At 38.9% G+C, this 26,447-nt stretch carries 22 protein-coding genes and 1 riboswitch; of the genes, 14 read left to right on the top strand and 8 right to left on the bottom strand.

Annotated features, from left to right (window positions below):
* The first annotated feature begins 129 nt into the window (after window positions 1–129).
* Genes BM163_RS05775 through argF form a run of 3 tightly spaced genes read left to right on the top strand, consistent with a single transcriptional unit; the run spans window position 130 to window position 5,343 of the window.
* Window positions 130–1,209 (top strand): carbamoyl phosphate synthase small subunit, encoded by a 1,080-nt coding sequence (locus BM163_RS05775; protein WP_089801105.1) that lies wholly within the window; start codon window positions 130–132, stop codon window positions 1,207–1,209.
* The gene (gene carB / locus BM163_RS05770; protein WP_089801103.1) at window positions 1,202–4,402 is read left to right on the top strand and encodes a carbamoyl-phosphate synthase (glutamine-hydrolyzing) large subunit; all 3,201 of its coding nucleotides are present in this window, start codon (window positions 1,202–1,204) and stop codon (window positions 4,400–4,402) included. Before BM163_RS05775 ends, carB begins: the two co-directional genes overlap by 8 nt.
* Window positions 4,399–5,343: an ornithine carbamoyltransferase gene (gene argF / locus BM163_RS05765; RefSeq protein ID WP_089801101.1), complete on the top strand. Its 945-nt coding sequence runs from the start codon at window positions 4,399–4,401 to the stop codon at window positions 5,341–5,343. Before carB ends, argF begins: the two co-directional genes overlap by 4 nt.
* Window positions 5,344–5,449: 106 nt before the next feature.
* Here argF and BM163_RS05760 read toward each other — a convergent pair whose 3' ends face one another.
* Together BM163_RS05760 and BM163_RS05755 are read right to left on the bottom strand one after the other, a co-directional pair.
* Window positions 5,450–7,123, bottom strand: coding sequence for a methyl-accepting chemotaxis protein (locus BM163_RS05760; RefSeq protein WP_089801099.1), 1,674 nt, complete (start codon window positions 7,121–7,123; stop codon window positions 5,450–5,452).
* A 188-nt stretch (window positions 7,124–7,311) separates the two neighbouring features.
* Complete coding sequence (locus tag BM163_RS05755) at window positions 7,312–7,938, bottom strand: class I SAM-dependent methyltransferase (RefSeq protein WP_089801097.1); 627 nt, start codon at window positions 7,936–7,938, stop codon at window positions 7,312–7,314.
* A 233-nt stretch (window positions 7,939–8,171) separates the two neighbouring features.
* Here BM163_RS05755 and murB point away from each other — a divergent pair, with 233 nt between their 5' ends.
* The 5 genes from murB to ribH all read left to right on the top strand — a co-directional run bounded on the left by murB (window position 8,172) and on the right by ribH (window position 12,958).
* Window positions 8,172–9,089 carry a UDP-N-acetylmuramate dehydrogenase gene (gene murB / locus BM163_RS05750; protein WP_089801095.1) on the top strand — a complete coding sequence of 306 codons (918 nt, stop codon included), beginning with the start codon at window positions 8,172–8,174 and terminating at the stop codon, window positions 9,087–9,089.
* 88 nt (window positions 9,090–9,177) lie between these two features.
* Window positions 9,178–9,329, top strand: a riboswitch (FMN riboswitch).
* Between the two features lie 194 nt (window positions 9,330–9,523).
* Window positions 9,524–10,609 (top strand): bifunctional diaminohydroxyphosphoribosylaminopyrimidine deaminase/5-amino-6-(5-phosphoribosylamino)uracil reductase RibD, encoded by a 1,086-nt coding sequence (ribD, locus tag BM163_RS05745; RefSeq protein WP_089801093.1) that lies wholly within the window; start codon window positions 9,524–9,526, stop codon window positions 10,607–10,609.
* Between the two features lie 2 nt (window positions 10,610–10,611).
* Window positions 10,612–11,262 carry a riboflavin synthase gene (gene ribE / locus BM163_RS05740; RefSeq protein WP_089801091.1) on the top strand — a complete coding sequence of 217 codons (651 nt, stop codon included), beginning with the start codon at window positions 10,612–10,614 and terminating at the stop codon, window positions 11,260–11,262.
* Window positions 11,263–11,272: 10 nt separating this feature from the next.
* Window positions 11,273–12,469: a bifunctional 3,4-dihydroxy-2-butanone-4-phosphate synthase/GTP cyclohydrolase II gene (locus BM163_RS05735; RefSeq protein WP_089801089.1), complete on the top strand. Its 1,197-nt coding sequence runs from the start codon at window positions 11,273–11,275 to the stop codon at window positions 12,467–12,469.
* A 24-nt stretch (window positions 12,470–12,493) separates the two neighbouring features.
* Complete coding sequence (ribH, locus tag BM163_RS05730; protein WP_089801087.1) at window positions 12,494–12,958, top strand: 6,7-dimethyl-8-ribityllumazine synthase; 465 nt, start codon at window positions 12,494–12,496, stop codon at window positions 12,956–12,958.
* 66 nt (window positions 12,959–13,024) lie between these two features.
* On the opposite strand, the gene BM163_RS05725 is transcribed toward ribH, so the two are convergent.
* From BM163_RS05725 to BM163_RS05715, 3 genes are all read right to left on the bottom strand, one after another.
* Window positions 13,025–15,049, bottom strand: a complete 2,025-nt coding sequence (locus tag BM163_RS05725; RefSeq protein WP_089801085.1) for an ABC transporter ATP-binding protein — start codon at window positions 15,047–15,049, stop codon at window positions 13,025–13,027.
* Window positions 15,046–16,794 (bottom strand): ABC transporter ATP-binding protein, encoded by a 1,749-nt coding sequence (locus tag BM163_RS05720; protein ID WP_089801083.1) that lies wholly within the window; start codon window positions 16,792–16,794, stop codon window positions 15,046–15,048. Before BM163_RS05720 ends, BM163_RS05725 begins: the two co-directional genes overlap by 4 nt.
* A 748-nt stretch (window positions 16,795–17,542) precedes the next feature.
* On the bottom strand, window positions 17,543–18,016 hold the full coding sequence (locus tag BM163_RS05715) for a glutathione peroxidase (RefSeq protein WP_089801081.1): 474 nt from the start codon (window positions 18,014–18,016) through the stop codon (window positions 17,543–17,545).
* Window positions 18,017–18,244: 228 nt separating this feature from the next.
* Between BM163_RS05715 and BM163_RS05710 the strand changes: the two genes are divergently transcribed.
* Window positions 18,245–18,784, top strand: coding sequence for a GNAT family N-acetyltransferase (locus tag BM163_RS05710; RefSeq protein ID WP_177200252.1), 540 nt, complete (start codon window positions 18,245–18,247; stop codon window positions 18,782–18,784).
* A gap of 105 nt (window positions 18,785–18,889) precedes the next feature.
* Here BM163_RS05710 and trhO read toward each other — a convergent pair whose 3' ends face one another.
* Complete coding sequence (trhO, locus tag BM163_RS05705; protein ID WP_089801077.1) at window positions 18,890–19,858, bottom strand: oxygen-dependent tRNA uridine(34) hydroxylase TrhO; 969 nt, start codon at window positions 19,856–19,858, stop codon at window positions 18,890–18,892.
* Between the two features lie 400 nt (window positions 19,859–20,258).
* Here trhO and yxiS point away from each other — a divergent pair, with 400 nt between their 5' ends.
* The gene (gene yxiS / locus BM163_RS05700; RefSeq protein ID WP_229675514.1) at window positions 20,259–20,585 is read left to right on the top strand and encodes a protein YxiS; all 327 of its coding nucleotides are present in this window, start codon (window positions 20,259–20,261) and stop codon (window positions 20,583–20,585) included.
* A gap of 125 nt (window positions 20,586–20,710) precedes the next feature.
* Here the strand turns inward: yxiS and BM163_RS05695 are convergent, their stop codons facing one another.
* Window positions 20,711–21,574 (bottom strand): NAD(P)-dependent oxidoreductase, encoded by an 864-nt coding sequence (locus BM163_RS05695; protein WP_089801074.1) that lies wholly within the window; start codon window positions 21,572–21,574, stop codon window positions 20,711–20,713.
* A 91-nt stretch (window positions 21,575–21,665) separates the two neighbouring features.
* On the opposite strand from BM163_RS05695, the gene BM163_RS05690 reads away from it, so the two are divergent.
* Together BM163_RS05690 and BM163_RS05685 are read left to right on the top strand one after the other, a co-directional pair.
* Window positions 21,666–22,103, top strand: a complete 438-nt coding sequence (locus BM163_RS05690; protein ID WP_089801072.1) for a GNAT family N-acetyltransferase — start codon at window positions 21,666–21,668, stop codon at window positions 22,101–22,103.
* A gap of 3 nt (window positions 22,104–22,106) precedes the next feature.
* On the top strand, window positions 22,107–22,574 hold the full coding sequence (locus BM163_RS05685; protein ID WP_089801070.1) for a GNAT family N-acetyltransferase: 468 nt from the start codon (window positions 22,107–22,109) through the stop codon (window positions 22,572–22,574).
* Between the two features lie 161 nt (window positions 22,575–22,735).
* Here BM163_RS05685 and BM163_RS05680 read toward each other — a convergent pair whose 3' ends face one another.
* A complete protein-coding gene (locus tag BM163_RS05680) occupies window positions 22,736–24,022 on the bottom strand; it encodes a S1C family serine protease (protein ID WP_229675515.1) in 1,287 nt (428 codons plus the stop codon).
* A 268-nt stretch (window positions 24,023–24,290) separates the two neighbouring features.
* Here BM163_RS05680 and BM163_RS05675 point away from each other — a divergent pair, with 268 nt between their 5' ends.
* Both BM163_RS05675 and BM163_RS05670 read left to right on the top strand, forming a co-directional pair.
* The gene (locus BM163_RS05675) at window positions 24,291–24,977 is read left to right on the top strand and encodes a response regulator transcription factor (protein ID WP_089801068.1); all 687 of its coding nucleotides are present in this window, start codon (window positions 24,291–24,293) and stop codon (window positions 24,975–24,977) included.
* Window positions 24,974–26,293 carry a sensor histidine kinase gene (locus BM163_RS05670; protein ID WP_089801065.1) on the top strand — a complete coding sequence of 440 codons (1,320 nt, stop codon included), beginning with the start codon at window positions 24,974–24,976 and terminating at the stop codon, window positions 26,291–26,293. Before BM163_RS05675 ends, BM163_RS05670 begins: the two co-directional genes overlap by 4 nt.
* Window positions 26,294–26,447: the final 154 nt, after the last annotated feature.

Raw genomic sequence — 26,447 nt, 5'->3', positions numbered from 1 at the left:
TTTTGTTTCGCCTAACTATGTATAAATATTCGTTTAGTTGTATAAAAATTAAATATTGGAGTAACAAAACATAAAGGGTATGGGAGGATTAATTTTACAAAATATAATATACAAGGAAGGGGATCACTGATGCAGACAGCAGCTTATTTAATTTTAAATACGGGTGATATTTTAGAAGGGAAATTTCTACATCAACAAGTAGTAATAGAAGGGGAAGTTGTTTTTAATACGTCGATGATGGGTTATCAAGAAGTGATGACTGATCCATCTTATGAAGGACAACTCGTGACGATGACTTATCCGTTGATCGGTAATTATGGCTGTAACGATGATGTAAAGGAAAGTGAAGTGTTTGGCGCAAAAGCGCTTATCATTCAAACACCTAATCACCAGCCGGATCATCCGACATCAACGAGCACATTAAAAACGTTAGCTGAAAAAACTTCTGTGCCGATTATTTATGATATCGATACACGTCACCTAACAAAAATAATCCGTACCCACTCAAATGTCTTTGGAAAAATTTCAAGCGACCCAACGGATAAAGTAACGATGGCACATATCGATCCTGACCTTGTAAAAAAAGTATCGGTGAAAAAGTCCATCTCTATTCCTGCAAAAGATAATAAGGATGTCCATTTAGCTGTGATCGATTTTGGTCAAAAGAAATCGATTGTTGATGTGTTAAATCAAGCAGGTGCTCACATCACGGTTTGTCCATACAATACAACTAAAGAAATGTTGGATCAGTTGGATGTTGATGGTGTAGTGTTCTCTAATGGACCAGGTGACCCAGCTGATTGTTTGCCTCTTATACCTACGGTGAAGAAAATAGCTGATCATTATCCGAGCTTTGGTATTTGTCTCGGTCATCAATTGCTTGCTTTAAGCTATGGCATGTCAACGAAAAAATTGGCCTATGGACATCGTGGGGGGAATCATGCAGTTAAATCAATCGAGACAGGAAAAGTGTATATGACCTCACAAAATCATGGCTATGTTGTTTGTGAAGACTCTGTAACGGATGATTTTAGTGTTTTATTTATAAATGTGAATGATCAATCGATTGAAGGATTAAAACATAAATCTAAACCTATTACATCCGTACAATTCCATCCAGAAGCGCATCCTGGTCCAACAGATACGATGCATTTAATTTATGACTTTGTGCGTGATGTGACAAAAAAAGAGGTGTATAGCCATGCCTAAGCTGGATTATATTAAAAAGGTACTTGTGATTGGTTCAGGCCCTATTGTCATTGGCCAAGCGGCGGAATTTGATTATGCTGGTACACAGGCTTGTCTAGCATTAAAAGAAGAAGGCATTGAAGTCGTCCTTGTCAATAACAACCCTGCAACCATTATGACTGACGAAAACATTGCCGATCATATTTATATGGAGCCATTAACGGTTGAGAGCCTAGCTGAAATTATTGCTATTGAAAAACCTGACGGTTTACTCCCCACACTAGGCGGACAAACGGGGCTAAACTTAGCGGCAAAATTAACAGAACATGGTGTGTTAAAGGTGCATAATGTGACGTTATTAGGAACGCCACTTGAAACAATTGAACGCGGTGAAGATCGTGAACAGTTTAAAGCGATGATGGAAGAATTAAGTGAGCCAGTGGCTCATAGTCAAACGGTGGAGTCAATCGAAGATGCCTGTAAGTTTGCTGGGAAAATCGGCTATCCGGTCATTGTACGTCCAGCGTATACACTTGGTGGTGCTGGTGGGGGGATTGCTGATTCAAAGGAACAGTTAATGTCAATTGTCAAAAACGGCTTGAATCAGAGCCCTATTCACCAAGTGCTCATTGAACAATCAGTAAAAGGATGGAAAGAGATTGAATACGAAGTTATGCGTGATGACAATGATACAGCGATTATCATCTGTAATATGGAGAACATTGATGCAGTTGGGGTGCATACAGGTGACAGTATAGTTGTTGCCCCAAGCCAGACACTAACTGACCACCAGCACCAAATGCTAAGAGACTCCTCGCTAAAAGTGATCCGGGCTCTAGGAGTGATTGGTGGGTGTAATATTCAATTTGCATTGAATCCGTTAACGGACGATTACATTATTATTGAAGTAAATCCTCGAGTGAGTCGTTCCAGCGCGTTGGCATCAAAAGCAACAGGCTATCCGATTGCTCGCATCGCAGCCAAATTAAGCTTAGGTTATTATTTAGATGAAGTATTAAATCCGATTACTGGCGATACTTATGCCAGCTTTGAGCCGTCCATTGATTACGTCGCATTAAAATTACCGCGGTTTGCCTTTGATAAATTTTATCAAGCCAATCGACTCTTAGGAACACAAATGAAAGCAACAGGTGAAGTGATGTCACTCGGAAGAAACTTTACTGCCGCATTGACAAAAGCTATCCGATCGATGGAGATTGGCCAGATGGATTTTCACGTTGAGACGTTAAGTGATTGTTCCGAGGAAATGCTTATTAAGGCGTTGGAGAACCCGACAGATGAACGATTATTTTATGTGATGGAAGCTTTAAAACGTGGGATGGACATTGAACAGCTTCATCAACATACACTCATTACGCGGTATTTCTTATATGAATTTAAAACGCTAATTGATTTCGAACATCAACTCAGTACCTATACAATGACTAACGTACCGAAAGAATTAATTAAACAAGCAAAAAAATATAGTTTAAGCGAAGTTACGATCGCTCGGCTCTTAAATACAACTGTTGCACACGTTCATCAATTTTTAGCTACGTCCAATATTAAGGCAAGTTATAAGATGGTCGACACATGTGCGGCTGAATTTGAAGCAAAAACGCCTTATTTTTATAGTTCATGGCTTGAATATGATGAAGTAGAGCTATTAAATAAAGATAAAAAAATCGTGGTGTTAGGCTCTGGTCCAATTAGGATTGGGCAGGGCGTGGAGTTTGATTATTGTTCCGTACATGCTGCATTTTCTTTGAAAAATCAAGGGATTGAATCGATTGTTATTAACAATAATCCCGAGACCGTAAGTACAGATTACTCAACCGCTGATCATTTATATTTTGAACCGCTGACAGCAGAAGATGTTGAACAAATTGTTAAAAAAGAACAAGCTGATGGTGTATTGATTCAATTTGGTGGACAAACCGCTGTTAATCTAGCGGAAGAACTCGATGCTCGTGGTATTTGTCTTATTGGGACAGATATTAAAAATATTGAGTTAACGGAAGACCGTAAGCAGTTTTATCAACTACTGGATACGCTCGACATTCCTCACATTCCGGGAACAACGGTTAACTCATATGAAGCGGCGAAAGAAACAGCCCGCGCCTTTGGTTATCCTGTTTTATTACGTCCGTCTTATGTCATTGGTGGACAAGGTATGATTGTACTAGAATCAGAACAAGCACTAGATGAATATTTGCATCAGCTATTGAAAACACAAACATCAAGTAAAGTATTTCCATTATTACTCGATCGCTATATTGAAGGAAAAGAAGTTGAAATTGATGTGGTTTGTGATGGAGAAGATATTATTATTCCTGGAATCTTTGAACATGTTGAAAAAGCAGGAGTACATTCTGGGGACAGTATCGCTATTTTCCCAGCGCCAACGCTCACCTCCAAGCAAGAACGAATGATTGAATCCTATACACAAAAACTCTCAAAAGCTTTGAAGCTTAAAGGCTTAATAAATATTCAATTCGTCTTCAGCGAAGATGAGAATACTCTTTACTGTCTAGAAGTAAACCCAAGAGCATCGCGAACAGTACCGATTGCGAGTAAGGTGACGGGAATTGATATGGTTGATTTGGCGGTAAGAACACAGTTGAATCAACCATTAAAAGAGCTTTATCCTACGTTGGGGTTAATTAAAAAGCCGTCCTTTTATGCAGTAAAGATGCCGATTTTCTCTCATACTAAACTAAGCGATGTTGATCCATTACTACAACCAGAAATGCGATCGACAGGCGAGGCAATTGGGCTAGGTGACACAGTAGAATCTGCCCTGCAAAAGGCGTTTGGTTACAAAGAAAATCAATTCATGTCAATCAATCAAACGGAAGGTATCTATCTTGGTCTACATCAGGTAGATGACCATTTAGTAAAACAGTTAGCTAAAGTGACAGGCTTATGTTATGCAAGTGAGTCGATGAGTAAAACGCTTATTCAAAAAGGGTTGGCGGAAGTTGTGACAGTAACGGAGGATGAAGCATTGGCATTGCTTGATCAGGGCACGATTAAACTGGTGTGTGATCAAATGAGTCAAGCCGTTCGACTAAAAGCACTGACTGAAGGTGTGATGGTTCTTAGCCGGATAGAAACGCTCAAGGCATACCTAAACGTAAGAAAGGCACATCCTGCATTGCCTAAAACAATGAAAGCTTATCGAATGAATGTGACGGAAGGGGTAATAAAATGAGTATTGAATCGCAATTAAAGGGAAGAAGTTGCTTAACGTTATTTGATTACACAACGGAAGAAATACGCTATATCTTGGATCTTGCCAAAGTGATTAAACAAAAACATAAGAACAAAGAAGTCTATCATCCGTTAAAAGGTAAAGTACTTGGAATGATATTTGAAAAGTCGTCGACACGAACGCGAGTGTCGTTTGAGACAGGTATTTATCAGCTTGGTGGAACAGGATTATTTTTAAGCTCGAAAGATTTACAATTAGGACGGGGTGAACCTATTAGCGATACCGCTCAAGTACTATCAGGGTATTTAGACGGTATTATGATTCGGACGTTCAATCAATCAGATGTAGAAGCGCTCGCACATTATGGATCGATTCCGGTTATCAATGGGTTAACAGACGATTATCATCCGTGCCAAGTATTAGCAGATTTACAGACGATTGAAGAAGTTAAAGGAAAACTTGAAGGATTGACTTTAACGTATATAGGTGACGGCAACAATATGGCCCACTCTTTAATGATTGGGGCGGTTAAGATGGGCATGCATTTTAAAACAGCCGCACCGGCAGGTTATTTACCTAATGAGGATATTGTTGAACGCGCCCAAGTAATTGCCAAGGAAAATGGTGTGACGATTACAGTTACGACAAACCCTAAAGAAGCTATGGCAGATACAGACATTGTTTACACGGATGTATGGGCTTCAATGGGGCAGGAAAGTGAGCAAAAAGAGCGAGAAGCCTTATTTAAAGATTATCAAGTGAATACAGAACTGGTTTCATACGCAAAAGAAGATTATCTTTTCTTGCATTGTTTACCAGCACATCGCGGCGAAGAAGTGACAACGGAAGTTATTGACGGGGGGCACTCCGCGATTTTCCAAGAAGCTGAAAATCGTCTGCATGCGCAAAAAGCGTTGATGGTAGCGCTAATGTCCGATTAAAATAACATAAGAGAGAATAAAGGTAAAGACAGCATAAACAGCACCTATAAGTTATAGGTGCTGTTTATGCTGTCTTTACTATGTGTATGCAAATTATAATGTGCTATTAAGCGTGAAAGCCTTCAATCAATGTTTGTAAAGAAGTAGCATATGCTAGAATATCGCCGCCTTCTTGATAAATAACCTGTGTGGCTTCTTCGTGCTCAGCTGTCAGGTTTTTAAGAACAGAGGTATGTTTCTTGTTGTTTTCTGCGATTAATTCTAGTTCTTCAAAAACATTAAGAAGATTACCTGAATGTTGGAATAAAGTATCAAAATCATCTTCAATAACATGAATCGCTGAAGTTGATTGGGTAATTTTTTCTAGTAAAGAGTCAAAAGCTTCTGTTGTTTCCTGCATCGTTTTTACATGTGACAGGTGATTGTCAACAAGGCTATCACTTGTTGTGACAGCGGAAGATGTCATCTTTTTCGTAACTTCCATACTCTCAAACATATTGAGCGTAATGGCCTTTGCTTCTTCTGCAAGCTTACTAATTTCACGGGCAACAACCATAAAACCCTTTCCTTCTTTTCCAGCACGACTTGCTTCAATAGATGCATTTAAAGCGAGAAGCTTTGTTTGATCTGAAATCGCTTGGATCGTATTTGTTAAATTGTAAGTGTGATTCACTTGGTTTAACACATCATGTAATTCTTTCTGCATCGAAATCAGCTCTGTTTTGAAATCAGCTAGTTTTTGGATGAGGGCATCTAGCTTTTGCTTACCAGTCAATGAGGCGTCATTCATTATTGCTGTATGGTTAAGAGTCTCAGTTAAATGTTGCTTGGACATATTCAAACTTATTGTCACTGCCGAGACAATGGTTTGCGAGTGTTCGGTATGCTGATGGGTAGCCACGGCACTCTCTTCAACTGCAGTTATTGTTTCGGTAAGTTTGTTTGATTGATCAACCATATTTTCGGATGCTCGTCCAAGGTGATGACCGCTAGCTTTTAAATCATGAATAGATACTTTCAGCTGTGAAATAATCGTCTCTAATTCCTTAACCATAAAATTATAACTGTCTGTTAAACTGTTAATTTCTAAAGTATGTATTTTATTAAGTTTAAGTGGCCGGAAATCACCGGTATGAATACGCTCCATCCCTTCTCTTAATTTTCTGAGTGGACCGGTGACGTTTCGAACAAATAAAATGACTAAAATTGCACCGACAATCATCCCCGCTAAACTCATAAAAACTGTCATAGATCTCATGGTAAGGATGGTTGCTAGGTAACTTGATTCGGGCACTAATAAGAGGTAATTAGCACCGATTTCAGATAAATAACGTTTAGCTATTAAATAGTGTGCGCCGTTAATGGTTAATTCAAAGGTCCCATCTTTAGCTGACTGAATTTCTGATATATCGGCGGTTGTAACATCGATTAAATCATTCTGACTGGTGCTGAATGGTTGTATAGTCTCTGCCTCATTATCTAAATAGTAAAAGTAAGACGTAAGCCCATCCTGCTCCAGGGTGTTCTTTTGGTCATCAATCGTACGCTCTAGTTGTGAGTAAAAATAGTCATAGTCACTAATGTATACAAAATTTAAATTGGCGGCGATCTCTTTAATGACATCCGTTTCTCTATTTAGACGATTTCTTGTTGAAGTCATGAGTTGATCCTTACTCATTGTGTATGTGAGTGTTCCTACAACAAGTGTTGTTAGTGCAAGGATTGCCAACATTATGACGGTCAGTTGTTGTCCCATAGTTAAGTTTTCCCGATTAAACATGATATCCCTCCTGCTTCTCTAGTATTGATTTTACGTGAGAGGTATGAAGAGCGTGTGAATTAATTGTTATACTTATGTAAAATTTTTCTTTTGAATAGTTTTATATCTAAAAAAAGCGTCTCAATTGCCATGCGACATGAGACGTTTTTTTAGATTGCTTTTAAATCGTTGTATGAACTTTTGTATAATTATTTTGTTAGCACGAGAATACCAAGAGGATAATAATCGAATAGGGGCTCCTTTTCTGTTTGAATTAATGCGCCTTTTTGTAAAAAATAATCAATAGTTGTTATAGAATAATCATGAAATAATTGTTTAAACTCAGTGGGTGTTATTTGATGAACGTGAAAAGGTGACCCACACGTTTTTCCACGCCCTTCACCAAAAGGTGTGGACATAATTAGTTTGCCGCCGGGTTTTAGTAACTCATAAGCATTGGTTAAAAAAGCTGCCTCATTTTCAATATGCTCATACGTTTCAAAACAAGTGATGACATCGAACTGTCCCCATGTTGCTACGAGATTTTTCTTAGTGATATCTGCTTGATGAAAAGATGATTTTGGGTGGTAATAATGATGTTTGGCATAAGCCAGTGCTTCATGATCGATTTCAAGTCCAATGACTTCATCAATGTCGTTCTTTTTCTTTTTTGCGATAATATGTGTGCCAAAACCAGAGCCGGAAGCCATATCTAAGACGCGTCCGTTGGTAATAAAGAAAAGGGCAAAGTGGTAACGTGCGACGTGTTCAATCAATAGTTCATTAGTGATGGCCATTTTTTCTGGGATCAGTCGCTCTCCCGTGTCTTCTAACATTTTTTTCACCGCTTTTATAAGATTTAATGTATGTATTAAGTATAGCGTAATTAAACTATTATGGAAACTGTATGATATAGTGCAAAGGAATTGTTGTTAAGTGAGAAGGTTGGGAGTTTTAATTTCTAAAGAAATAATTCTGAAACCAATTGTCTAATGGGTTAAATGAATCTTTCTGCCGCTGTATTTTCTGTTATAATAGGTGAAGAATGTTGAAGTAAAGGATGAATAACATGCGTTTAGTTGAAGGTATAAAAAATAAATTAATGAATGATTTATCAGGTGTAGAGGTATATTTTGATGAACCGATGGGCCAGTATTTATATACTAAATTAGGTGGTCCGGCAGATGTATTTGCCTTTCCAAAAACGATTGAGGAAGTAAAAAAGGTAGTTAGAGCGAGTAAAGCGCATAATTTACCTTTAACGTTACTTGGTAATGGATCGAATCTCATTATTCGAGATGGTGGAATCCGTGGGATTGTTATGAGTCTATCGCACCTAAATACGATTACTTCTGATGGTGAGGACATTATTGCGAGTAGCGGAGCGACAATTATTGATGTGTCTTATTATGCACTCGAATTATCACTGTCAGGGCTTGAGTTTGCTTGCGGTATTCCTGGAACTGTCGGTGGAGCAGTTTTTATGAACGCAGGTGCATATGGTGGTGAGGTTAAAGACTGCCTTCACTCTGTAACAGTGATGGATACATCCGGTGAAGTGTATGATGTAGAAGCTTCAAAACTTGAGCTGGGTTACCGAACGAGTAATGTAGCAGAAAAAAATTGGATCGTTTTGTCAGCTCGGTTTACTTTGAAAAAAGTAACACTGATGGACATCAAAGCTAAGATGGATGACTTAACCGAAAGACGAACATCCAAACAACCGCTAGAATACCCATCGTGTGGGAGCGTGTTTAAGCGTCCGCCAGGCCATTTTGCAGGTCAATTAATTCAAGAAAGTGGTTTACAGGGTAAAGGTATTGGCGGGGCTGAAGTGTCAACAAAGCATGCTGGATTTATTGTTAATAAAAACCATGCGACAGCAAGTGACTATATTGCGGTCATTGAAATGGTTCAACAAACAGTTAAAACTAAATTTGGAATAACGCTTGAACGTGAAGTAAGAATTATTGGAGAAGAAGCATAGGGCCTACAACATTGGCCCTTTTTTGTCGTGTACAAACAAAATACGTGCACACAAGGTAAAAGTATGTTAGAATGTGAGCAATTAAATAGTAATCTTTTGGGGCAGGGTGTAATTCCCGACCGACGGTAAGAGGTGAACGTTAAACCTTAAGTCCGTGACCCGGATCAATCAATGATTGTGAAGGTGGATTTGGTGAAAATCCAAAGCCGACAGTTAAAGTCTGGATGGGAAAAAGATTAAATGAAAATCAAAGACGTCTGTACAGGGGAAGCTCTGTACTTTAAACAGGACACGTCTGTTTATTTGTCATTGATTGCTTTCATAACACACCCCAAGTCTATTTAGATTTGGGTTTTTTGTATTTTCCAAAAAGACATCTATTTGATTAAGGGGTTAATGCAATAAATTATCAATGAAATGAAGGGAGGTATATCATGAAAGATCAAGATTATATGAATTTAGCCATTCAACTAGCGACAGGAACAATCGGACAAACAGCACCTAACCCGTCTGTTGGATGTGTCCTCGTACGTGAGGGAGTCATTGTTGGTATGGGCAGTCACTTAATACCTGGAGAAGGCCATGCAGAAGTATTAGCTGTTAACCAAGCAGGTGAAAAAGCGAGAGGGGCAACGGCTTACGTTACATTAGAGCCGTGTTCTCATACAGGGAAGACACCTCCATGTAGCCGTTTACTCATAGAATCTGGCGTCATCCGTGTTGTTGTTGCGACAGAAGATCCTAACCCATTAGTAAGTGGACGAGGAATAAATCAGTTAAAAGATGCTGGACTTGACGTCACAGTTGGTTTAATGAAAAAGGAAGCTCAAGAAATCAATCAAAAATTTTTTCATTTTATGAAAGAAAACAGACCGTTTGTGACACTAAAAGCAGCTATGACGCTTGATGGTAAAACAGCTACAAAAACAGGTGATAGTCGTTGGGTGACAGGAAAAAAAGCAAGGGAACATGTGCACATGATGCGGGCAAGACATGATGCAATATTAGTTGGTAAAGGGACCGTAGTAAAAGATAATCCAAGCCTCACGGTTAGACAACCCGTCTACGGGAAAAGTCCGATTCGGATTATACTAGCGACAAATTTGGATTTACCCGATCATTTAACCGTTTTTCATGATGATCAAAAAACATATATTGTTTGTGGGCAGTCAGCACCGGTAGAAGCCTTTTTAGAAAAACATCCGAATGTTGGCGTGATTCAAATGACAAATGATACGCTAGAGATTGATGAAGTACTTACCCGTTTAGCCGCGTTAAACATTCAATCAGTTTATGTTGAGGGTGGTGAGGCCGTGCATAAAAGCTTTGTATCTAGTGGTTTCATCGATGAATGTCATATTTATATTGCGCCAAAGCTATTAACAGGAAAAGATAGTTATGGTGTGATTGGTGGGGCATCACCTGAATGGATGAAAGATGCTTTGATGCTGTCTTTTGATCATGTCGAAAAAATAGGCGAAGATATTTTTATTAAAGCAACAAAAAAGATGGGGGATTAATGATGTTTACCGGTATTGTAGAAGAAAAAGGCACTTTACAGTCACTCACGCGTAATGGGCGGAGTCTTATTTTAACAGTCGCAGCAAAAAAAATACTGACTGATGTTCATATTGGTGATTCGATTAGTGTGAATGGGGTATGTTTAACTGTCACGCAGTTCACATCAGAACAATTTTCAGTTGATGTGATGCCGGAAACATATGAAGCAACAAATTTAAAGACTTTATCAACAGGTAGTAAAGTGAATTTAGAACGAGCGATGCACGCGGACGGCCGTTTTGGTGGCCATTTTGTTTCCGGTCATGTAGACCACGTTGCTACAATTGAAAAAACCTGGCGAGATACCATCGCCAAATATGTGAAAATTACGGTGCCTAGTGATAAATCGAAATACCTGGCTGAAAAGGGCTCAGTTACTGTGGATGGTACCTCGCTTACAGTCTTTCACGTCGAGAATAATAGTTTTACGTTGTCACTGATTCCAGAAACACAAGAAGCAACGATTCTTGGTGGCAAAGAAGCCGGTGACACTGTAAATATAGAATATGATGTCCTTATGAAGTATATGGAACGTTTGTTAACGCATCAAGCCACTAAAAAAAATGCGTCAGAAATAACCGAAGATAAATTAAAAGATTTAGGGTTTTACTAAAGGGGGGATAATTATGCATACGATTGAACAAGCGATTGATGCATTAAAACGCGGTGAAGTTATCATTGTTATTGATGATGAACACAGAGAAAATGAGGGTGACTTTATTGCTTTGGGTGAGAAAGCAACGCCAGAAGTTATAAATTATATGGCAACAAAGGGTAAGGGCTTAATTTGTACGCCCATTGAAAAGGCACTAGCGGAACGCTTGCTTTTAACGGAGATGGTTGCGCGTAATACTGATGACCATGGCACAAATTTTTCTATTAGTATTGATCATATTGATACGCATACGGGCATTAGTGCGTTTGAGCGTTCAAAAACGATCCTTTCTTTATTAGAAGATGAAATCGCACCTGGTGATTATAAGCGCCCAGGCCATGTGTTTCCTCTGATTGCGGACCCGGCAGGTGTTGTTAAACGTCCTGGTCATACAGAAGCAGCGATTGACTTAGCTAAGCTTGCTGGTGCAAAACCTGTAGGTGTTATTTGCGAAATCATGCGAGAAGATGGCGAAATGATGCGAACGGAAGAATTAAAAGCTTTTGCTGAGGCGGAAGCACTTGTCATGATAACGATTGAACAATTGGTAGAATACCGAAAAAATCATGACCATTTAGTAAGTCGGGAAGCCACTATTAAGTTACCAATAGCTCTTGGAGATTTCAGCATGGTTGGTTATGTTGAAAAAGTAACTGGGAAAGAACATGTGGCGTTAATTAAAGGAGATGTATCAACAGAAGATGCACCACTCGTCCGTGTGCATTCAGAATGTTTAACGGGTGATGTATTTGGGTCAAAGCGCTGTGATTGCGGTCCTCAACTAGAGCGTGCAATAGAAGAAATTGAAGCCCGTGGTGTAGGTGCTGTGATATACATGCGTCAAGAAGGGCGAGGTATTGGTTTAATTAATAAATTAAAAGCATATGAACTTCAAGAAAAAGGCTTTGATACAGTGGAGGCTAACCATCAGTTAGGGTTTGGGGCTGATTTGCGTGATTATTCGATTGCTGCTCAAATCTTAAAAGATATAGGGATGGATAAAATTACATTAATGACAAATAACCCGCGTAAAATTGAAGGGTTATCGCGATATGGGATCGATATTGCTGATCGAGAACCGATTCAGATTAAACCAAATGAAAATAATCAAAAGTATCTAGAAACTAAAACAGAAAAATTAGGTCATCTATTATTGGATAAATAAGTTAACTTACAGGAGGAAAAAATAATGGTTAATACAGTAGAAAGTACATTGGTAGGAACGGATTTAAGAATAGGTATAGTTGTTGGGCGATTTAATGAATTCATTACAAGTAAGCTTTTAAGTGGTGCAGAAGATACCTTAAAGCGCCATGGGGTAAAAGATGAAGATATCACAGTGGCTTGGGTACCAGGAGCATTTGAAATCCCACTTATCGCCAAAAAAATGGCAGCATCTAAAAAATATGATGCAGTAATTACACTTGGAACAGTTATTCGTGGGTCTACACCGCATTTTGACTATGTGTGTAATGAAGTAGCAAAAGGTGTGTCTCATGTAACAATGACCACTGACGTGCCAACGATTTTTGGTGTGTTAACGACAGAAACAATTGAACAAGCGATTGAACGTGCGGGGACAAAAGCGGGTAATAAGGGTGCAGATGCCGCGGCATCTGCAATTGAAATGGCTAACTTGGTGAAAGAATTTTAATTTAATGACGGCATAAAACCCTCGTCATCTTAAGGTGAGAACACCACCTTAGATGACGAGGGTTTTTTAATCAAATGATGTTTGCATACCAGATTGTTGCATTTTATACATCTGATAGTAGCTGCCTTTTTTACTTAACAGTGAGGCATGAGTCCCTTTTTCAATAATATTACCTTTGTTTAATACGATAATCTGATGGGCATGTTGAATCGTGGATAACCTGTGGGCGATGACAAGCATCGTACGTCCTGTGCTTAGGACATTCATCGCTTCTTGAATCATGCCTTCTGTTTCAGAATCAATATTAGCCGTTGCCTCATCAAGGATAAGGATGGCTGGATCAAAAGCTAATGCCCTAGCAAATGATAAGAGTTGACGCTGTCCAGTTGAAAATTCATTCCCGTTTTCTCCTACTGGCTCGTCGTATTTTCTTGGTAGCTTTTCAATAAAACGATCAGCGCCTACAGCCTTAAGTGCTTCAATGGCTTTGTCTCTACTAATACGTGGATCATTTAATGTCACGTTAGAAATAACCGTCCCAGTAAATATAAACGGATCTTGTAAAACAATGGCCATATGCGCGCGTGTTTGCTGGCGTGTCAGCGTCTTTGTATCGATAGCATCTAACAGTACGCTTCCTTTATCAGGGTCGTAGAAACGAAAGAGTAAATTCATGATGGAACTCTTACCAGAACCAGTATGGCCAACGAAGGCTGCGGTTTCGCCAGGCGAAACATGGAAAGATAAATCGTTTAAAACCGTCTCGCCTTTTTCATAACTAAAGGTCACATGGTCAAAACGTACATCACCTTTTATTCTTGGCAAATCGTCCTCTTCAATTTCTTCGGTCTCTTCATCTAACAAATCAAAGACACGAGCAGCTGACACACGCGCTTGCTCAAGTTGAGGCAATTGATTTACCATTTGTGTCATAGGTTCAAATAACCGTGTTAAATAATCAACAAAAGCATAAAGTAAACCGGTTGAAATGACCGTTGTACCACTAAGAGACTGGTTACCGAAGAACCAGATAAAGCTAAGAAATGCTACCCCGCGTAAAACGTTAACTAAGTTGTATGATGTAAGGGCAGATAAGGCGACCATTTTCTTTTGGTAGCGGTAATGCTTGTCGTTTAACTGTTCAAACTCATCGGCTCGGTCATTCGTTCGTCTAAATGCTTGAATAATCGGCATCGTTTGGATAGATTCATTTATCGAAGCATTAATATCGCTATTCACGGATCGAATGACGGTATTGTATTTACCGGCATAAGTTTTATAAAACCGCATGAAAAGTAATAACAGTGGTAGTAATAAAAGACTAATGGTAGCTAACGTTGGATTTAATAAATAAAGGGCAATAATAATACCAGTCATATAAATAAACCCGTTCACAAATGTTTCAAGTACACGGACGTACAATTCTTTAATGGCCTCGGTATCATTCGTCACGCGTGCCAGAATCTTACCTGCGGGCATGTTCACAAAATAACGCATCGGTAAACGCTCAACCGTGGCAAAGACATCATTGCGCATCGTTTCAATAATATGATTGGCATGAACTTGCAGTAAATACGTTTTCGCATATTGAAAGATAGACGCAATGAAGATGAGTCCAAGATAAAGGGCCAACCAGGACAGGATAGGTCGCACTTCTGGTGCGAAAAAGCTTGCCGCCGCTGCAGCTGAAAGTTTTTCTGCCCGAAAGGTGACATCATTTAAGACAATCAATGAACCATCATCTGATATACGCAGTGTTTCTCCCTTAGGAATAGTTCCTTCTGCCAGATAATAGTCGCGCTGAACTTGTACGAAAGTAACTGTTTCTTTTACGGTATCATTATCATCTAACCGATCGTATCGTTTTAAGAAACGACCATTTAGCTCAATGGTGTGATGATCATTGTTGTCAGTGACTTCGACCCATTCGGTTTGAACACCAACAATATGGCGGTCAATCACTTGTTTGGCGATAAATGGTCCGGTTAATTCTAAGGCAACCGCAATTATAAGTGCAATGAAGGCAAACGTGATTGTTTGTTTATTAATAAAGAGATAGCGTAATAAGCGCTTTTCTACAGAGGCTTTCATTCAGTTGCCACCTCCTCGGTCATTTGCTGAATCATAAATTGTTCTTTGTACCAACCATTTTCTTGCATCAAGGTCTCGTGTGTTCCTTGTTCAGTAATTCTTCCATCCGTCAGAACAATAATCTGGTCAGCATGCATGACGGCTGATAGACGGTGAGCAGCAATCAGGGTGGTTTTCTGTTGGCGTTGTTCTTTTAAATGCTCAATGATGGTCGCTTCGGTTTTACCGTCAACCGCTGATAAAGCGTCATCTAAAATCAAAATCTCTGGATCCATTAACAGTGCGCGTGCTAAGGATAGTCGTTGTTTTTGACCGCCAGATAACGTCACACCACTCTCGCCAACTAGAGTATCAAGGCCGTTAGAAAGCGCATCGATATCCGACTTTAATGACGTAGATATCAACATCTGATGAATGACGTCGTCAGATGTTTTTCCAGCACCGAATAAGAGATTCTCACGTACAGTTTTAGAAAAAAGAATATGTTGTTGCGGCACATAGCCAATCCATTGACGCGTCCTATCGAGTGATAGTTGCTCAATTGATACACCATTAATAAGCAAGTTTCCTTCAGGTGCAGGGTATTGTCTGAGTAGCTGTTTAAATAACGTTGTTTTTCCAGCACCTGTTTTACCCACAATCCCAATGGTTTCGCCTTGTTGAATAGTTAAGTTAATATTTATGAGTTGCGGCTCTTTTAGACCGGGATAGCGAAATGTCACATCGTTAAATTGTATCGTAAGAGGCATCTTCACTTCCACGGGTGCTAAGGGTTCTTGTACGTCCGACACTTGTTTTAAAACATGATTCACCCGGTCGAGAGAGGCATTTCCGCGCTGCATCACATTGATTAATTCACCAATCGCAAACATCGGCCAGATAATCATCCCCAAGTACACATTAAATGAAACAAGGTCACCGATTGAGATGCGATTATCTATCACCATGATGGCACCATAACCTAAACCAATCGTGTAGGAAATACCGACAAGGATTTTCATTGTCGGTTCAAAGAGGGCTTCCATCTGTGCGACCGCTTTGTTTTTATTAAATACATCATGGGTTTTTTCTTTAAAGCGTTGTAAGTCGTATGCTTCTTGGACAAAGGCTCTAGTTACACTTACCCCACGGATAGATTCCAGCGTATAGTTATTTAAATCGCTAAAAGCTTCTTGCGCGTCGGTAAAGCGCAGATGAATTATTCCGCCATACTTATAAACGATGAGAGCCATAATCGGCATAGGAATAAGTGCCATAAACGTTAATGTCCAATTAACGGTAAAGCCCATCATTAAAATAATAAAGGACATGTATACTGTTGAATCGACGAGTGTTAAAATACCAAAGCCTGATGTCATCATAATGGCTTTTAAATCGTTGGTGGCTCGAGCCATTAAGTCACCTGTTCGGTTTTTACTATAGAACCGCGGGCTCATCATGAGAAAGTGTCGCATGAGTTTTGAACGAATCTGCCGTTCAAGTAATAAAGCGCCACTAAATAATGTATAGTCCCACAAAAACATAATCGCATACGTTAAGACAATTAAACCACCATAGATAAGTAGCGTCTGAGATAATGCGGTCCTTGTCAGTTCGTTGAACTGAATCGCATCAATGGCATTCCCGATGAGCCTTGGTGGAATAAGGTCAAGGAAACTGGCGAACATGAGCGCCAGTATGGCTACGAGGTAACGTAACCATTGGTCTTTAAAAAACCAAGCTAACTTTTTAAAAACTTGAAACATTTTTCTCACTCCTTTTCTAACAGAAAATCAAATGACTAACCAAAGCCTTCTCCTTGGTCGTCACTTTTAACTGGTCGTATTACTAACATCTTTTTTCCTCCTTTACGTTAATCATTGACTAAATGAAAAAAAGCACAGACATCCGAGACGTCTGTGCTAAACAACCATCTAAAAGCGATGAGTGGATGCAAAAAAGGTCACGAATATGTTCGTGACCTTTTCGGTATAAAGATGTGCTAAATAAATACATAGGATAATCCTACTTAAACGCTGTAAAGCGATAGGTATAGATCGGCCGAATAATTTAGATAAACATCCTATCAACGGAGGCCACGTCGAAACAGTTTACTTGTGTCATGCTTACGGGATGAGTAATAAGTGTTTTCATGATTGTGACCTCCTTTTCGTTTATTTAATCAATAATCAAAGTATAGTCTTATCGAATCTATCCGTCAACAGAAATAAGAAAAAAAGTAAAAAAAGTGCATATTGTCCCAATTTCATTAGGTATATGCGAAGGGCTACCCCAATTTAAAAATACAGGCCAACGCATCTATTCGGCTACAACAGAGCAACGACAATAACACCTGCTCTTTTTAACGTGCACCTGTTCCAAATGAATGAAAGTCTCCAAGCAAGAAAGGTATGCTGGAGACGCGTTTAAGGCTTATTACGGTTGTTTTATCATTTAAGATCCAGAAAACACCTTATCCGAACATTTGTTAGAATGTTTGGTGGGGGAAGTTCATTATAATAACTTCACAATATCTTTTTCAAAAGTCTCTGGTTTCGTTTTTGGCGCAAACCGACTCACGAGATGACCTTCACGATCAATCAGAAATTTAGTGAAGTTCCATTTGATTGTACCACCTAAAAGGCTTGACTGTTCTATTGTTAAATACCTAAATAAAGGATGGGCATTTTTCCCGTTAACATTTACTTTACTAAAGAGTGGGAAAGTGACACCAAAGTTCAACTGACATGCTTGACTCACTTCTTCATCTGTTCCAGGCTCTTGATTTAAAAATTGATTGCTCGGGAAACCTAACACGACGAACCCTTCGTCTTTATAATTCTGATAAAGCGTTTCTAAACTGTTAAATTGATTTTTCAATCCGCATTTAGTCGCGGTATTGACAATCAAAACAACCTTCCCTTTATAATCTTCCAGCGATTTTTCTTTATGATCAATCGTTTGTGCGTTAAATTGATAAATACTCATGCTTTTTCCCTCCATAGTTATATTAGACTTCTTCGCACGTCCCGCTTTAAATTAAGTGTTAGAAGTGGGAGCTTTTTGAATGATAAGACCTGTACCTCGTATATACCCTTATTTCTCCAATGTTAATCAATAAAACTACGCAAGCTCATCAGCTCTTTTTACAAACGGCGTGTGGAGGTTTACGATCAATAGAAAAGGGCTAATACTATAATGATAGTATGTGATTAAGTGATCGATAAAAAAATAACTGAGGTGAAGAAAATGGCTGTACAAGTAATCTTGCGTCCACTAGAATATGAGGATTTGCCAGATGTAAAGCAATGGTATAACGACCCAAGCACGCTAATGATGATTGGTCATACACCGAAAAGTTTAACCGATATTGAAGAAATGGTTGAACAAATGGAACAAACAAAAGCGAACATATATGTGATTGAATCACGGCAACACGAAAAGCTCGGTTGGATTCATTTAACATCAATTAATCAAAGTCATGGTCGTGCGGAAATTGGCCTTATGTTAGATCGTCATCATCAAGGGCAGGGTCATGGAGAAGCGGCAATGCTTCAAATGCTGTCTTATGCGTTTGATCATTTGCGTCTAAATAAAGTTTTTCTTACCACGAGAGGAATTAATGAAAAAGCTAGAGGGTTGTATGAAAAGCTCGGTTTTAAAATTGAAGGAACATTTAAAGACCATTGTTTTGTGAATGGTAAATATTATGACACATATTTTATGAGTTTGTTTGAATCCGACTGGCGACATTGAGAACATTTGACAGGTTTATTTTGCAAATGAAAGATAAAAAAGGGCGGTAATCTCTTATCTGATAAGGGATACCGCTCTTTTTGTTTTGTGTAAAAGTGTAGCGAATTAGATAGCTTTGTTGGTTGTTTCATTTTCAAGAGCTGTTAAACGCGCACGAACTTCGGTTTCGGTTATTCCATGCTCTACTACATATCGATTGCGTTCATGGACACGACATGCATGTGTACAACCACCTAAATGTTTATGTTCATTATCTACAGAACAAATAATTTGTTTATTACATTCTGGATTTGCACAGTTTATATAGCGTTCGCACGGTTCACCGTCAAAGTAGTCACGTCCAACTACAACATGCTCGACTTGATTAATGGGCACGCTTATTCTTTCATCAAAAACATACATCTTACCGTCCCATAATTGCCCCTTTATTTCGGGATGTTTTGCGTAAGTAGCAATCCCACCGTGTAATTGGTTAACATTCTCAAAGCCTTTTTGAAGTAACCAACCCGAGAATTTCTCGCAACGTATGCCGCCTGTACAATAAGTCAAAATCCGTTTACCTTTAAATTTCTCTTTATGTTCATCAATCCATTGAGGTAATTCGCGGAAGGTGCGGATATCAGGACGTACCGCGCCACGAAAGTGACCGAGGTCATATTCATAATCATTACGGGCATCAATCACAACAGTGTTGTCATCTTGCATCGCTTCATAGAATGCTTGAGGTTCTAAATAATTACCCGTTATTTCGTTCGGATTAATATCCTCAGCACCGAGCCTTAATGTAACAAGCTCAGGGCGTGATTTAACTTTTAATTTTTTAAAAGTATGCCCCTCCGCAGGGTCAATCTTAAATGGCATCGCCTTAAACATGGGGTGTTCGTTCATATACTGAATGTAACGCTCGGTATCCTCTTTGGTCCCTGAACATGTGCCATTAATGCCTTCATGAGAGATTAAAATACGTCCGAGTAAATTGAAGTCCGCACACACACGTTTATGTTCTTTGGCGAATTGATCGGGGTCTTTAATATCAACATAATGATAATACAGTAATACTTGATAATTTTCCATTTTTTACAACCACCTATTTTTCGTATTTGCAAGATACGGATGTAGGGGTAAATCAACTTAGTCTCTTGCATGTATCATTATAGTGAATCAGAAATACTTTTTCAACCTTTAAGTTATTAAAGTGGTAAACTATCGGAAAGATGCGCCGGTCTATGTTTAGAAGGAAAAGATGTTTTTTAGTCTTAAAACTTAATTAGTAGCTGCATGGTGACATGTAAGTATAATCTGTTGGTTGAACATATGTTCTTTTTTGCGTTATAATATATGCGTGTTTAACATGCCCACGTGATCCATTCAACGGCGCTCTAGTAAATGACCTCTTTTAATGGGAGGGTTAAAGCTTGCTGATTATAGTGGATGTGAGTCGTTGGGGATCGTTAACTAAAATCAAGAAAAGAAGGTGAGTATCATCGAAAATTACGATAAAAAAGCTCAAGAAGAAGCGGTTATTAAGTACTACGAAGAACAAGAACAGACGATGATTCTGTTGTTTTGCCAGTGGTGTACTAACCATGAATTAGATCCAGTTACTCTATATAAAGAAGCTTATCCTGAACAACTGGTACCAAAACAACTAGAAGAGCTTAAACAAGAAACAGTAGAAAAGGAAGCTGGGTTAGACATTGATACAGCCTTATTGATTGATGTGATGAGTCAGTTCAATAATCACGACCTTGCTTTTGTTGTGAGTCGTTATGATGATTTGTCAAAGAAACAACAAAAATAGTAACTTAGTATTGTAAAGCGCCATTTTTCAAGTCAGGCAGTATGCTAAAAACTACCTGCCGCGGATGTTGACTTAGAAAAAATGCGCGAGGTAGTTTTTAGCACGTGTAAAACCTGCAAATTTCTTTATGCGTTGTAAAGTAAGTAGAGGGCCTGGGTACCTAACTCATCCAGGCCTTGGTCTGATAACTGTTGGTACATGGATAATGCTAAAGTTAAACCTGGGACTTTAAGCCCCATTTCATCGGCTGTTTCTTTAGCAATCTGCATATCTTTGATGAAGTGTTTAATATAAAAACCAGGAGCAGTATCTTCCAAAATCATGCGAGGTGCAAGATTCTCAAGTGACCAGCTACCTGCTGCTCCTTTAGAAATACTTTCAAGTACGCGTGTAGGATTAAGCCCTGACTTTTGTGCGTAGAGGATAGCTTCAGTGACACCAATCATATTTGAGGCGATGGTAATTTGATTACACATTTTTGTATGTTGCCCAGCCCCACTAGGGCCTTGTAAAACAATATTTTTACCGAGTAACGTTAATAATGGTTCTGCTTTTTTAAATACGTCTTTTTCTCCTCCGACCATAATTGTGAGGGTTTTATTTTTCGCGCCAATATCACCACCAGATACAGGAGCATCAAGGGCGTTTAAACTGACTTTCTTTGCTTCAACAGCTATTTTTTTACTTAAAGATGGTTTTGATGTAGTGAAATCAATAAGTAGACTGTTTGCTTTGGCATTTTCAATGATCCCATCTTTGCCAAAGTAAATAGCTTCAACGTCTGATGGATAGCCAACCATGGTCATAATACAGTCACTTACTTGACTAACAGAGGCAACACTTTCATGCCAATGTGCACCTTTTTCTAAAAGTTCTTCTGCTTTCTTTTTTGTGCGGTTGTAAATATGTACGTCATAACCAGCATCGATTAGATGATTGGCCATACTTTTGCCCATCACACCGATTCCGATGAATCCAATGGTTCTCATGACTACCCCTCCAGTAAAATTTTTGTTATGATTATTTTAGCTGAAATTGAAAAGAAAAGCGATGCCTGTCATGACAAAAGGGGGATGTACGATGGTGTGCTATGTAAAAAAATTTCAAGAATTCACAACAAGTGAGTGGTATGAGATTGCAAGGCTGCGCTCGGATGTTTTCATTGTTGAACAAACAAGTGCTTACCATGAGTTTGATAATTTGGATCAACTAAGCCAACATGTTTATTTGAAAGAAGATGGGGAAATTGTGAGTTATTGCCGGATTATACCTGAGGGACTTGTTTATCCTGAGACAACCATCGGTCGAGTCATTGTAAAAGCGACACATAGAAAAAAAGGTTTAGGTCGTGTGTTGCTTAAGTCTGCTGTTGAAGAAGCGTCCGTTCATAATACAAAGCCAATTCAAATTCAGGCCGAACAGTATTTAACAGATTTTTATGCAAGTTTTGGCTTTATGGTTGTATCAGAACCTTATTTGGATTGCGAGATTTGGCATGTCGATATGGTGAGGAGGTAAGTAATGTTTAAAGTTAAGGCATTTCATGATTTAACGTTAGATGAATTGTATCAAATATTAAAAGCACGTGTGGATGTGTTTGTCGTTGAGCAAAATTGTCCTTATAAAGAAGTTGATGGTATTGATGATCAATGCTTTCATCTTTTTACAGAAGAAGAAGGTGAGTTGACGAGCTACTGCCGATTGATTCCACCTGGAGTGATGTATAATGAACCGTCTATCGGTCGGATTTTGGTTCAACCTAATTTCAGAAAACAAAAACTTGGAAGACAATTACTCACAAAAGCAATAGAAACGGCAAAAATAACATTTAAACGAACGGATATAAAAATACATGCGCAAGTTTATTTGTTTGATTTTTATCGTTCATTCGGTTTTATTCCAGTGAGTGAAGAATATTTAGAAGATGGTATTTTACATGTCGATATGGTCTTAGAAGCGTTTAATAAGCCCCTTGAGAATAGGAAGTGAACTCATCGATGTAATAACATATTAAGCCACGCCATATGGCGTGGCTTAATATGTTGTAATGTTAAAACGTCACACGAAGAGTATCGAAATGAGCTATAAGTAGCATGCGTGTCGACGTTTTAAATCTATGTCAAACAAGTGGTGTATCACTTGTGCGTCATTTATTCACCTTGTAAGGTGAGTTCAACGGTTGATTGCACCCCATCCCGATAATACGTGACCGTAACGGTTTCGCCAATGCTTGCATCTCGATACAGATATTGACGTAGGTCCATCATGTTAGTAATAGGTGTGCCATCAATGTCTGTAATAACATCATACATTTGTAGACCGGCATTTGCTGCTGAAGAATTAGGGTGAACCTCTGCGACAACAATCCCACTGGATACTTGTTCTGGATCAAGCTTCAATGTCTGTGTAACGTGCTCTGTTGGAACCGTTGAGAAGTCGACGGCGCTAACACCCATGAATGGGCGATTGACCTCGCCTGAGGATTCAAGTTGTTCAATGATAGGTTGTGCTTCATCTATAGGTATAGCAAAACCAATGCCTTCAACGGATGCCAACGCTATTTTCATCGAGTTAATACCAATGACTTCACCACGGCTATTGATTAATGCACCACCACTGTTTCCAGGGTTAATAGCGGCATCTGTTTGAATAACATCGACGGTCCAATCAGCACGTCCGTCTTGATTGCTATCAACAGTTAGTGAACGATTTAACCCACTGATAATCCCCTTTGTTACAGTTCCTGCAAACTCTTCACCGAGCGGATTACCGATAGCTATTGCTGTTTCACCAACAACTAAATCTGCTGATGAACCGAATGTTGCAACGGTTGATACATGCTCTTTGTCGATTGATAAAACAGCTAAGTCTGTTAACTCATCAGAGCCATGAAGTTGCGCTTGTACGCGTTCGCCGTCTGATAAGATCACTTCGACACTGCTTGCGTTATTAATGACGTGATGATTTGTCACAATATACGCACGGTCTCCTTCTATTTTATAGACGACACCAGAACCAGTTCCTGCGTCATTTGATTCAGACCATAAACTTTGATTTTGAATATTTGCGACCCCAACAACAGCTTCGCCCACATTCGACAACAAGGCTGTCGAAATATCATCAGATGAGCCAGTCTGGATTAATGATGCAGTTGGTGATGCGTCATCATTTGATGGGATGGTTTCGTTTTGGAACGGAATAACCCCATTAAATAATAATAAAAACCCAATCACTGCTACCGTTAATCCACCCATCAGTCCACTGAGCCAGAGACTGAGGACACTTTGCTTTTTCACCTCAGCTGCTCTTTTATTTTGAAGTTCTTCTCCTACAGGTGGTACTGCTTTATTTATTTCATCGTGATTTACTTCTTGATCTGTCTCTTTCATGATATTTTCGTTGCTCTGTTGTTCAGGTAACTGTTTAAATTCATCCATGTTGATTATCCCCTTTCGTTTATTAGAAAAACTATAATTGCTTTACACTTATTAGTATAGGTAATAGATGAGGTATGAATGCGGTAAAGTTATGAAAAAAGTATGGAAAGACAGACTGAACAAAATGTGAGAAAATGTAGGGGAAGTAGATGAATCTCTAGAGAAAAATGATACATCGATTAACATGATATAATAAAAGCAAGTGTAAAAATATTTAGTTAAATATTAAGAATTTCAGGGGAATTAATGATTGATAGGAGGAATTGCTATGCGACAACATATCTTTATTGTAGAAGATGACCCGAATATCCGAGAAATCGTCAAAGCTTATTTAGTAAAAGAGGGCTATGAGGTCTCTGTAGTTGGGGATGCTGAAAGTGCATGGGCATATGCAGAAAAACAGCAACCAGACATGTGGATTTTAGACATTATGTTACCGGGAATGGACGGATATGAGCTATGTAAACGTATTAGACAAACAAGCGAAGTGCCAATTATCATCATCTCGGCCAAGGATGAAGAAGTTGATAAGATACTTGGACTTGAACTTGGTAGTGATGACTATTTAACCAAACCCTTTAGTCCGCGAGAACTTGTTGCTCGCGTGAAGCGCTTGTTTAGGCGGCTTCAACCGCTTGAAACGAAAAGTATTCAAGCGGCAACAATCGAAGTGGGCAGTTTAGTGATTAATCATAATGAGCGACGTGTTTTTTGGCATGGCAATGAAGTAGACGTAACCTCTAAAGAATATGACTTAATTTATCACCTTGTAAGAAATGAAAACCGCGCTTTTTCACGCGAAGAGTTACTCACGCTTGTTTGGGGTGATGATTATTTTGGAAGTGATCGAGCGGTGGATGACTTGGTGAAGCGTCTGCGGAAGAAAATGGACGGTGTCCCACTCGAGACCGTGTGGGGTTATGGTTATCGTTTACGACAGGAGGAGGCAACGTGAGACTACAGACACAGTTAACTGTAGCATTTACCACATTATTAGTGGCCACGATGTTATTTGTTACGGTGGCGATTCATTCCCTGTTGTTGGATGTGCTCATCCAAAATGAGAAAGATCAATTAACAGAGAAAGGTGAGCTATTAGCGCAATTTCTTTATAGTGAAGTAGCGCCAAGAAACTTTTCGGATTGGATCAATGATGAAGAGGTCTATTTGTTTATTTATAACCGTGCAAATGAACAAGTGATGCTCTATTCATCATCACTTAATATTCGTACCATTGAAACGTGGGTTAACCGCTATGACTTAACTCAAACAGACCAACCTTTATGGAGTGACGGTGAAACGGAATATGTTGTGTCTATTTTACCTATATACCCAGAGTTGCTAAATCAAGAATTGGTGTTGATTACACCGTTAGGCGATATTGAAGCAGTTCAGAGTGTTTTTTTTAATCGATTAGTGATTGTCTTTATGTTTGGTGTCATTGTTATAGCGATTCTGTCTCACTATTTAACGATGCGTTTAGTGACGCCATTATCTCAATTAAAACATCAACTAAAGAAAGTAGAAAAGCGTCAATTTGATTCATTAGAGAGAATTAAAGCAACTGGGGAAATAAAAGAAGTAGAAGAAAGCATGGTTGATATGGCAAGGGCGCTTGAACGCTACATGAAATCCCAACAACAATTCTTCCAAAATGCAAGCCATGAATTAAAGACACCTCTCATGACAATACAAGGATATGCGGAAGGCATTAAAGATGGCGTCTTTACCGGAGAAGAAGAAACGCGAGGGTTAGAAGTCATTACGCAAGAAATTGGCCGGTTGAAAAAAATTATTAATGAGATGATTCTATTGGCGAAGTTAGATAGCGATGAGACGATTTATCATGAAGAGACGATTTATATCTCGCATTTAATTCAACAAGCGATTGATCGGGCAATTCCTTTAGCAACGGATCAACAAATTGCCTTAAACCATCAAGTCTTAGATGATTTGACGGTTGTTGTAGATGAAGAAAAAGTGTTACGTGCACTTATGAACATCATAACGAATGCTATTCGTCATGCGAAGACGCATGTTTTTGTTGAAGCGCGTCATGAAAGTGGGCGATTATATATTACGATTGATGATGATGGTGAAGGCATTGATGAAGTGTTGATGCCACAATTGTTCGATCGCTTTATTAAGGGTAAGGGTGGTGAGACAGGTTTAGGCTTAGCGATTTCGCGTGCGATTATAGAACGGTCTCATGGTTATATTAAAGTAGACACATCGCCATTAGGTGGCGCGAGGTTTACGATTGTGTTGTGATAAGCAAAACGCCCTTTAGCTGAAACGTCACTTGCGATGCGTATGTATGAATTAGTTAATATTTATCTCATATGGAAATATTAAATGTGAATACGCAAAAAAATATGTAACATCATCGTTTTTTTTCGTTTTTTTGGTGAAAAGTCTATACGAT

The sequence above is a fragment of the Halolactibacillus alkaliphilus genome (assembly GCF_900115465.1).
GTDB classification, from domain to species: Bacteria; Bacillota; Bacilli; order Bacillales; family Amphibacillaceae; genus Halolactibacillus; species Halolactibacillus alkaliphilus.
Note: the sequence above shows the minus strand (reverse complement) of the source record. Positions and strands in the feature narration are given on the sequence as shown.